The sequence below is a fragment of the Mucilaginibacter sp. genome, from assembly GCF_036383575.1.
Lineage (GTDB): Bacteria > Bacteroidota > Bacteroidia > Sphingobacteriales > Sphingobacteriaceae > Mucilaginibacter.
Genome location: NZ_DASVOB010000879.1, coordinates 1 through 9,615, shown reverse-complemented (window position 1 = coordinate 9,615; position 9,615 = coordinate 1). Strand labels below are relative to the sequence as shown.

The window sequence follows — 9,615 nt, the reverse complement described above, 5'->3', positions numbered from 1 at the left end:
GCTGGGGAGTACAAAACGTATACCGTGAACATAATCACAATATACAAGAAAAGCCCCTTGAAAAAGGGGCTTTCTGCTAATGTAGCCCACGCTGGACAAATCTCGAACTATTTCTTAGAGGACTTACGAAAATTGACTTTTTAAAACGGTTCGAGTCTCATAAGGTTCGCGAATCATATTAATTCCAATTGGGTTATGTCCGAACCGCAGGGTACTGAATTGCCTAAAAATTATGACTTCTCTAAAATAATTTTTATTAATAAATAACTGCCAGTAAATTGTTAGGAAGAAATCCTTTTTAAAAAAAAACTTAGACAAAGGCCAGGGTTTTGTCAAGTTTCATGTAACTGAAGCGCAAAGCTGTAAACATTGCTCCAATAGCCAGTCATTATAACAGCAAGCTGATTGCATATTGGTGGTGTTTAATGCGAAGACTATGATTGCGCAAGTATAATTTTCTTATTAGTGGTTTCTTTCGGGATGGTGTTCATTCCATTTATCATCATCGGTAAAAGGTCTGCGAAGCTTTTTGTCCTGGAACATGGGCCTAAGATTAATACCTATATTAAGATATTCATTAAGGATACTGTTAAAATATTTATCGTTTTTAGTTGCTGATGCACCCTCCTGTTTATATAAATCATGATAGACCTTGATTTTTTCCCAACCATTTAGATAAGTGAGATAGTAATAAAACTCTGTCGAGTAATATTTGTTGAAATTGCCGGGCAAAAGCTTTGCCGGAAAGTTGTTAAATCCGTTTACATCGGTTAAAGTATCGATCCTTTGGAGATAGGAGAGTTTTGTCGCGGGCTCGTGCTCTGCTTCTGCGCGCATAAAATACATTGCTAATATCAGCGGAGTATAACTAGCTTTAGATAATAACAAACGATGGCCGGCCATATTGAAATATTTATCAGCATTCTGTAGCCGCTCAGCTTTTTGGCTTGCGGGTTCATTGTATTTAGAGGCGAGGTAATAATTAAAGAGCTTAAAGGCCGCTATCGGGTCGCCTTTATCGGCATTTTTCTGTATTCTATTAATCAACTTTTGCTGTTGCTTAACGTCTCCATCAAACGAATAATTAATATCATCAAAATCCTCGCGCATTGAGGAGCTACCCCACATCTGTCCAACATTATCGATATGATATGGATCAATTAGACTGGAATAAAAAGCGTCAAAGTTTTTTGATTTAATAGCGTCCCTGATTGATTCTATTTGGTAGTTTTCGTGAGGTTTCAAGAACAAATCTGGTTGTCCGGAACGATACGATATTGCGGAACTCGCGGTCTGGATGAATAGAGCAGTGTCTAAATACCAAAAGCTATAATTACCGATACATTCATAAAGCCAGCCACGTTTTTGTTTATCCTCCTCCTCATCAATATATGCCCGGTCGTCAGCACTGCGTTGTGCATTGCGTGCCGTCATATCGTTAAGCTGGGAAATGATATTCCTTAGTGAATGTTGAAAATTAATATTTTGCTGCTGCTGTATTTGCGCGACCTGCGCAAGGTTGCCCGCTGCACCGGAATTAATTTTAGCCAGACTCAGATTCAACGATTTGGTTATGTCATCGGTGCTATTATTTGCTGTAGCCTCATTATATGTAGCGGCCTGTTGATACTGCTGTCGTTTGGTACTTGAAGTAACAATAGTGGTTTGGTTAGGAACAGCCGCTATCGCTAATTCCTTGGTTTTTGCTTCTTTATCACTTACTTCTTGAGTCTTACTTTGAGCCGCCGTATTGGCGACTTCATACTGGGCCTGAAGCTGATCTAATTTTGATTTGTAGGCATTATCGACTTTTGTACGTTCTGTTTCGAAACCTGCGGCGCATCCCTTATAGCAACACTGCAAATTATGTAGCCGGCATTTATACCCTACACCGGGCCAGCCGTCGCAAGCTGAATATGCGTGACCTGGTGATAATTTATTTTCAGTAGCCCACCTGTCAAAAACAACTTTTTGCTGGCTGGTTTGGTTTTCTTCAATCTGTTGACGCTGTTTTTGGTAATTTACAGTAATATCTTGGCAGTAACTTTTTAAAGCAACAAGGCTCAATAGAAAGATGAACAGGGATTTCTTATTCATGTTATTGTGGTGTTTCGTGATTTTGGGGTTGTATTAAATTGCTATTTTATTTTGTACGCCTGATAAAACTTTTAATATTTTCATCATGTAAAATTGCCAACCCTCAATACTAACTAAAAACGTCTCTTTGACCGATTGAAAGCAGCGAGGCGAGGAAATTCTTTTGCCGTTCCATTTAAAAGGTTAGGTTCTTTCATTCCATGTAAAACAAGACTGGATCCCTTGTCGTCCAGGTAGAAATTCCGTATAGTCAACGGACCCTGTATTAAATTTTAGTTTGAGCAAGATGTAAACATCTTCGTAGACATATTACTATTCATTGTTTAATGTCCCGGCCGTATAGGGACGATGATTTACCATAAATCTCCTGAATCATTGCCAAGCTTGGGAAATCCCGAATTTTATAATCAGGTTCACCAAAATAAATTACATATTTACCAGTTGAATTACATACCGAAAATGTTGTGCTGCTCCCGGGCGCGAAATTGTTTGGCCCCCAGCCATTATCATTCCATTTTCCATCTGTCATTTCTGAATACATTCTAATTGACTTAGGCCCAGCTGTGTTATTGGTTACGGTAAAATTGAGTGAGTGGTCTCCGCAACTGCCACCTTTTACAATAGTTACCGAAAACGCGCTACAGCGGTTAGTGCAGGGGGTTGACTTTACATTTTGTGCGTAACCAAATCGCGACATGGTAAAGAGAATGACTGCTGTAAATAAGAATTTCATATTCGATTTATAAATAGCTTATCAAAATGTTTCTTTCGGCTGATTTAATTCTGCTAAATGACTAAAAGCCTTAAATGTTCTGTTTAACAGGTCTGTTTCGGTATGCCAGGGTAATATCAACTTTACAGCATTTGACTCGCGCGGATTTGGGTATAGCCCAAAGCGGGAAAAAGTGCCATTTAAAAGAATATGTGCATCCCCATTACAATCATACTTTATTTGACATTGAGTGACTTTATCAAATTCGATTACCACTGCCATTTCATCGCTACAATTAGTGCAAAAAGATTCATTTACACCAAATCCGCTTGTCGACACGTAAACAATTTTAGACGAGCCCATTTGATGAAAGCAACCATTGCAGCATATTGTATAACTATTATTTTTGTACCTTGAAAGCTTTTTAAATATCCACTGAATTGTTTCTTCTTTAGATTGTGAATAGGTATTAGACAGTATTCCTATACTCAAAACTATCAAGAATAGACATCTAAATACAGTCCTAAAAACCAGTTTATTACACTTTTTCATAATGTAAACAATAGATTAATAATTTGTTTACTAATTATCCTAAAGTTAGGTGTACTTGCCCCCATGATATATCCCCATTTATAGGTATTTTTATTCTTCTTAAATCATTGAATTAAAAAATGTATTTTTAAGATATTTTCATCCGTTAAAGACGTAGATCACTTTATGCGCCTATCTCAACCCTTGGATTTTACCTATAAAGGCTACCTGCGAAAGGTTTGCTATAACGGAGAATTAACTGAAGAAGAGGAAATATTCAGGCTGCTGGAAAAATTCCGGCGGATAAGCGATTTCAGGCATGTGGCGCTACCCACGTTCTTTTTGATTGATTACTGCAACGCTTCTTATAAATTCATGACTGAAGGGTTTGATTCTGTAGTAGGACATCGTTCAATGGATTTTATTGAAGGCGGTTTGAGCATGGTGATGAACATTTTTCATTCGGCCGATTTTAAAATTTATAATGAAAATGTATTTGCATCCAACTTGCTGTTTTTAAAAAATACACCTCAAAAGGAGCATCATAAATATATTTTTTCGTATACATTTAGGGTGAGGTGCCTTAACGGTAAATATAAATGTATGTTGCAGAGAGGCTCTTACATCACCAGCAAAGAAACCAATCTGCCGCTTTATTCGTTGGGAATAGTATTAGATGTTACCCATCTTAAAACGGACACGGTTATGCTGCATACTATCGAGAAGGCAGATGAGTTGAATGGTGCGCTGAACACGACTACTGCGGAATCCAATTATTTTTACCCTCATGAAGAAGACACTTTGTTTACGGGGCAGGAAAAGAATATATTACGCTGGATTGCAGATGGACTGAGCAGTAAACAGCTTGCTGATAAGCTTTTTGTGAGCGAACACACTATAATAACCCACCGTAAAAATATGCTGAGAAAGACTAATGCTAAAAACGTGGCGGAACTCGTCGCGTTTTCCATCCGGAACCGAATTATTTAAATAATCAAGGAAAAGCATTTGAATATGATTTTCGGCAAAACAAATGGTTCGGGCAATAAAAAAATTATTTTTATACATGGCAACTCCCAGTCGCACCAAACGTGGGATGACGTTATTACATATGAGGGGTTAAAGGATTATATTTCAATTACTATTGACCTTCCAGGCCATGGCTTATCTGTAAGGAGTATTCGGCCGGCAGAAAGTTATTCGTTGAAAGGACTTGGAAAAGCGCTGAGGGAATTTCTGGACCTGCATAAAAATGACGATTACATTTTAATAGGAGCATCGTTGGGATGCAATGTAATTGCTGAAGCATGTCCTTTGCCGTCAAATTGCCGGGGGGCTTTTTTATTAGGGCCTCAAATTATCGGCGCACAACTTACTTTAGCTGACATTATTAAACCGAACCCCAATATTGGCGCCGTATTTACCAACACTCCTGCTAACGGGGAATTACATGCGTATTTAGGCGATATGGTGGTAAAATTATCACCGGAGCTAAAAGAAAGATGCAAAAATACATTTTTGCAAACGGACATCACTTTCCGGGAATTTTTTAGTGAGTCTGTTTCACGCCAGGATTGGAGCGACGAAATAGAATTACTCAGAAAATCGAAAATTCCGATAGCAGTAGTTTATGGACAGCTGGAGAAATTTGTCTTTTCGGAATATTTAAACAAAACCGATTTAAAAAAGTGGCGGGACGAAATTATCGTTGTCCCTGAAGCCGGACATTTTGCGCATTTGGACCAGCCGGATTGGGTGGCCGATTTGATCAAGGAGTTTGCGGTCAGTTGTTTGGATGGGTAAAATAATTCAGCCATTTTTATCGGGTATAGAAGCGGGGAGCAGGATCGAACTGCCGTCCGTTAGCCAACGGATATGAATCCTACGCTCTAACCATCTGAAGTGTTAAATTTTCCGGCAATAATTTTCCGAATAAACTGACGTCCATTTGAAGATTTAAGCTGTTTTTCGCGAATCAGGGCTTCTGATTTTGTCGGAAATTCCTCGGTGTATGCAATTATCCATGGGCGGTATTTTATAGTATGCCCCTTTGTTGCCAATTCATTGTGAGAAAGAAAGCGATTATCTAAATCGGATGTGTAACCGATATAGATTTGATTGAAAGCAGGGGAGTATAAAACGTATACCGTGAACATAGCCACAATATATAAGAAAAGCCCCTTTTTCAAGGGGCTTTCTGCCAATGTAGCGGGGAGCAGGATCGAACTGCCGACCTTAGGGTTATGAATCCTACGCTCTAACCATCTGAGCTACCCCGCCGTTTTTATTTTATGGCTCTTTTTGTGGTTAATAAAAAGAGTGGCTTTGCTGTAAAACAAGTGGCCGTCCCTAAAAAGGTTTGCAAATATAGTAGAAATTCGTTTTCTTTAGAAAAAATGTTTCATTTTTAGTTTTGTTCCTCTTTTTTTAAGTGTAAACCGAATGTCCGAAAAGAAAAAATTTACCATTGAATACGAGATAAAGTCATCTCCACGTATCCTGTTCAGCTTCTTAAGCGAGCCTAATGGCTTGTCTCAATGGTTTGCCGATGAGGTTAATATTCGTGACCATGTTTATACTTTTACATGGGATGATGAATCGCAAAAAGCCAAACTTTGCGCAGTTAAGGAAAACCGCTCGGTGCGGTTCAAATGGCTCGACGATGATGCCCAGTATTATTTTGAAATGGAAATACTGCAGGATGAGCTTACCAATGATGTAGCTCTCGCCGTTACTGATTTTGCTACTGAAGAAACTATTACCGAGCGAAGGCAGATCTGGGATAACTCTATCGATTACCTCATAAGTGTATTAGGCGCCTGATAAAACTTTATTTTAGCTAATTTTGTACGCTGAACTGTTTTTGCACGTTAATGGATTTTAACTGTGCGGCTAACTGTTTTTGCCCCTGTTAATTGCAAATAGCACTAATGAAGAAGATCCACCTTTTACTCCTTAAATCATTTATAAGGCCTTTTTTGGTTACGCTTTTCATCGTGATGTTTGTGCTGCTCATGTTGTTTTTGTTTAAATACATTGACGACCTGATAGGCAAGGGCTTTGCATGGTACACCATCCTGGAGCTCATGTTGTATAATTCGGCCACCAACGTTCAGATGGCCTTGCCGTTATCCATCCTGCTTTCAACCATTATGACTTATGGTTCCCTTGGCGAAAATTATGAGCTTGTGGCTATCAAGGCCGCAGGTATCTCTTTAAAACGCGCCATGTACCCCATGATCGTGATCATTACCATACTCAGTATGGCAGCATTCTTTTTTTCTGACTATATGCTGCCGGTAGCCAACCTTAAATATTATTCGCTATTGTATGACGCCCGGAAGCAGAAATCTGCGGATCTGCTGCCCGAGGGTGTGTTCAGTACCAGTTTTCCTGGTTATACTATTCGTGTAAAACGTAAAGATCCTGACGGGCAGCGTTTGTACGATATCATGATCTACCAAAAAAGCCCGAATGGCGATAATAACAACTCGGTGATCCTGGCAAGAGAGGGCACCATGTTCCGCACTATGGGCGATAAATACCTCGTGCTACGTTTAAAAGACGGGGTAAGGTATGAGGAATCCGCTTCCGAAAATGCCAGTTATAATACCCGGCAGCGCCTGGTTCGCCAACGTTTTAAGGAAACCGAAACCAAGTTTGATCTGTCGGCATTTAAGCTTACCCGCACCAGTGAAAGCGAGTTTAAGTCGGCATCACAGATGATGAATATCAAACAGTTGCGGCATTATCTCGATTCGTCTCAGCATTCTGTTGATAGCAATGTGATGGTAAATTATAAACTGGTAACACCATATATCAAATACTATTCCATACCCACGCAGTCAAAGGTTATTAAAAATTATAAGGAGTTTGATCCTAAAAAGGACGCCTTCCAGAGCCTTACCTTATCCGAGCAGCAAATGAGCTTAAGCAGTGCGGCTTCCGAAGTAAGGTCGATCAAGGATGTGATCAAAAATCGGAGCGACAGGTATAAAGGCGATTCGGAAAACATCCGGAGGTATTTTGTGGAGTATCAGAAAAAATATAACCTTTCGGTAGCTTGCCTCGTGCTATTTTTAATTGGGGCACCGCTGGGCTCCATCATCCGCAAAGGTGGGTTGGGTTTGCCGGTTGTGGTTTCGGTGGTTTTTTTCCTCATCTACTATATCATTACCACCATTGGCGAAAAATCGGTTAAAGGCGGCGATATTAACAAGTACCTTGGTATGTGGATCTCCATTATCACGCTGTTACCTATTGGTTTGTTCCTTTCGTATAAAGCGGCTACCGATTCGGCCATATTTGATATGGACATTTATAAACGCTTTATAAACCGGATAGTGGCAAAATTTAAGCACAAGGCAACCCGTCACGGCCATTAACGGTATTATTAATAAACGCCATATTATAAAAGCGGTATCATTTTACACAACGCCGACCCAAGTCATGGTAATAAGCGTTAAATTTGATTTAGATTAAACAAGCGGTTAAGCGCCACCCAACAAGTAAGCAAATAATGTTAAACACCATACAGGAAGCGATTGAAGAAATCAAAGCAGGTAAAACAATTATCGTAGTTGATGACGAAGATCGTGAAAACGAGGGCGACTTTTTAACAGCCGCCCGCAATGCCACCCCCGAAACAATCAATTTCATGGTTCGCCACGGCCGCGGCCTGGTTTGCGCCCCAATTACGGCACAAAGGGCACGTGAGCTTGATCTGATGCCTATGGTAAGCCACAACACCACATCGCATGAAACTAATTTTACGGTTTCTGTCGATCTGCTTGGTCATGGCTGTACTACCGGGATCTCTGCAAGCGACCGGTCAAAAACTACCATTGCGCTCATAGATCCGGCTACTAAGCCAGAGGATCTTGGTCGCCCGGGGCATATTTTTCCGTTGATAGCCAAAGATGGCGGCGTGCTGCGTCGTACCGGGCATACCGAAGCTGCTATTGACCTGGCTGTTTTAGCCGGTCTGGAACCTGCCGGTGTTATCTGCGAGATCATGAAGGAAGATGGCGAAATGGCCCGCCTGCCCGATCTGCTGGAAATAGCAAAAGAATTTAACCTTAAGATAGTATCTATCAAAGACCTCATTGCCTACCGTTTGGAGCATGAATCGATGGTAAAACGTGAGGTAGCTGTTAAAATGCCTACTGAATGGGGCGATTTTGACATGATAGCCTACACCCAGGTTGATACCGGCGAAAACCACCTTGCCCTGGTAAAAGGCACCTGGGAGCCCGGTGAGCCTATTTTAGTTCGCGTACATAGCTCATGTATGACCGGTGATATTTTTGGCTCATGCCGTTGCGATTGCGGTCCGCAGTTGCACAAAGCTATGGAGATGATCAGCAAAGAGGGGAAAGGTGCCATTGTATACATGAACCAGGAAGGCCGTGGTATTGGCCTGATCAATAAATTAAGGGCTTATCACCTACAGGAAAACGGTTATGATACCGTTGATGCTAACCTTAAACTGGGCTTTAAAATGGATCAGCGCGATTATGGTATCGGCGCACAGATCTTACGCAGTTTGGGTATTACTAAAATGCGCCTGATGAGCAACAACCCTAAAAAACGTGCAGGCCTTATTGGTTATGGTTTGGAAGTGGTTGAAAATGTACCTATCGAAATTGCATCAAACCCGCATAACGAAGCTTACCTGCGCACCAAACGCGATAGGATGGATCATGCCATCATGAGAGATCATTGATCATTGAGCTAAAAGCAGAAGGCTTAAAGCCGAAAGCGAAATAAAAAATTTTACAACAAAAGGCTTAAAGCGATCTGCTTTAAGCCTTTTTGCTTAAGGAATGGAAGAGCGGGCCTGTGCGATTCCCCTGTTGAAAAGGGGCGGAGGGGTGTGTTTCTGCGTTGATAAAGCTTGTAGCAGAGACACACCCCTGCTACCGCTCTTTTCCTCCGCGCCCCCTCTCGAGAGGGGATTTTAAAAATCTTTTGTATTACGATTACTTAAATCAACGGACATGTCATTCCCACTTTAAGCCTTTAACTTTCTGCTTTCAGCTCAAAAAATCTATTGATCTTCATCCTCGTCCGGTTTTGTTGCCGGTGTTGTAGTTGAGTTTGATATAGGGGCAGGGTTAACAGGAGCGGTTTTACGGCGGCCCTGTCTGAATATGTTTCTTATAAATTCGCCAAAAGTGTCAAAATCACGTTGGTAAACCAAACCGAAGCCATTTACATATTGTGGTGCCAGCACGTCTGTAAGGCTGCTAAGCGTTACGTTATTTAATGCCCTG

The 9,615-nt window shown here is 40.8% G+C and carries 9 protein-coding genes and 1 tRNA gene; 5 read left to right on the top strand and 5 right to left on the bottom strand.

The window, feature by feature from the left end:
* Window positions 1–462: 462 nt before the first annotated feature.
* Both VF500_RS30890 and VF500_RS30885 read right to left on the bottom strand, forming a co-directional pair.
* Window positions 463–2,097 carry a hypothetical protein gene (locus VF500_RS30890; RefSeq protein WP_330863338.1) on the bottom strand — a complete coding sequence of 545 codons (1,635 nt, stop codon included), beginning with the start codon at window positions 2,095–2,097 and terminating at the stop codon, window positions 463–465.
* A 316-nt stretch (window positions 2,098–2,413) separates the two neighbouring features.
* On the bottom strand, window positions 2,414–2,830 hold the full coding sequence (locus tag VF500_RS30885; RefSeq protein WP_330863337.1) for a hypothetical protein: 417 nt from the start codon (window positions 2,828–2,830) through the stop codon (window positions 2,414–2,416).
* 696 nt (window positions 2,831–3,526) lie between these two features.
* Here VF500_RS30885 and VF500_RS30880 point away from each other — a divergent pair.
* The gene (locus tag VF500_RS30880; protein ID WP_330863336.1) at window positions 3,527–4,330 is read left to right on the top strand and encodes a helix-turn-helix transcriptional regulator; all 804 of its coding nucleotides are present in this window, start codon (window positions 3,527–3,529) and stop codon (window positions 4,328–4,330) included.
* 24 nt (window positions 4,331–4,354) lie between these two features.
* On the top strand, window positions 4,355–5,143 hold the full coding sequence (locus tag VF500_RS30875) for an alpha/beta hydrolase (RefSeq protein ID WP_330863335.1): 789 nt from the start codon (window positions 4,355–4,357) through the stop codon (window positions 5,141–5,143).
* Between the two features lie 86 nt (window positions 5,144–5,229).
* On the opposite strand, the gene VF500_RS30870 is transcribed toward VF500_RS30875, so the two are convergent.
* Both VF500_RS30870 and VF500_RS30865 read right to left on the bottom strand, forming a co-directional pair.
* Window positions 5,230–5,544 carry a GIY-YIG nuclease family protein gene (locus VF500_RS30870; protein WP_330863334.1) on the bottom strand — a complete coding sequence of 105 codons (315 nt, stop codon included), beginning with the start codon at window positions 5,542–5,544 and terminating at the stop codon, window positions 5,230–5,232.
* 2 nt (window positions 5,545–5,546) lie between these two features.
* Window positions 5,547–5,620, bottom strand: a tRNA-Met gene (locus tag VF500_RS30865).
* 162 nt (window positions 5,621–5,782) lie between these two features.
* On the opposite strand from VF500_RS30865, the gene VF500_RS30860 reads away from it, so the two are divergent.
* The 3 genes from VF500_RS30860 to VF500_RS30850 all read left to right on the top strand — a co-directional run bounded on the left by VF500_RS30860 (window position 5,783) and on the right by VF500_RS30850 (window position 9,065).
* The gene (locus VF500_RS30860) at window positions 5,783–6,163 is read left to right on the top strand and encodes an START-like domain-containing protein (protein WP_330863333.1); all 381 of its coding nucleotides are present in this window, start codon (window positions 5,783–5,785) and stop codon (window positions 6,161–6,163) included.
* Window positions 6,164–6,270: 107 nt separating this feature from the next.
* On the top strand, window positions 6,271–7,725 hold the full coding sequence (locus VF500_RS30855; protein WP_330863332.1) for an LptF/LptG family permease: 1,455 nt from the start codon (window positions 6,271–6,273) through the stop codon (window positions 7,723–7,725).
* Window positions 7,726–7,859: 134 nt separating this feature from the next.
* Window positions 7,860–9,065 carry a bifunctional 3,4-dihydroxy-2-butanone-4-phosphate synthase/GTP cyclohydrolase II gene (locus tag VF500_RS30850; protein ID WP_330863331.1) on the top strand — a complete coding sequence of 402 codons (1,206 nt, stop codon included), beginning with the start codon at window positions 7,860–7,862 and terminating at the stop codon, window positions 9,063–9,065.
* A gap of 324 nt (window positions 9,066–9,389) precedes the next feature.
* Here the strand turns inward: VF500_RS30850 and VF500_RS30845 are convergent.
* Window positions 9,390–9,615: hypothetical protein (locus VF500_RS30845; protein WP_330863330.1), on the bottom strand; the 226-nt coding region annotated here is incomplete at its 5' end.

Excerpts from the sequence above, each read along its gene's own strand:
- VF500_RS30890 (WP_330863338.1), bottom strand. The coding sequence starts at position 2,097 with ATGAATAAGAAATCCCTGTTCATCTTTCTATTGAGCCTTGTTGCTTTA.
- VF500_RS30885 (WP_330863337.1), bottom strand. The coding sequence starts at position 2,830 with ATGAAATTCTTATTTACAGCAGTCATTCTCTTTACCATGTCGCGATTT.
- VF500_RS30880 (WP_330863336.1), top strand. The coding sequence starts at position 3,527 with ATGCGCCTATCTCAACCCTTGGATTTTACCTATAAAGGCTACCTGCGA.
- VF500_RS30875 (WP_330863335.1), top strand. The coding sequence starts at position 4,355 with ATGATTTTCGGCAAAACAAATGGTTCGGGCAATAAAAAAATTATTTTT.
- VF500_RS30860 (WP_330863333.1), top strand. The coding sequence starts at position 5,783 with ATGTCCGAAAAGAAAAAATTTACCATTGAATACGAGATAAAGTCATCT.
- VF500_RS30855 (WP_330863332.1), top strand. The coding sequence starts at position 6,271 with ATGAAGAAGATCCACCTTTTACTCCTTAAATCATTTATAAGGCCTTTT.
- VF500_RS30850 (WP_330863331.1), top strand. The coding sequence starts at position 7,860 with ATGTTAAACACCATACAGGAAGCGATTGAAGAAATCAAAGCAGGTAAA.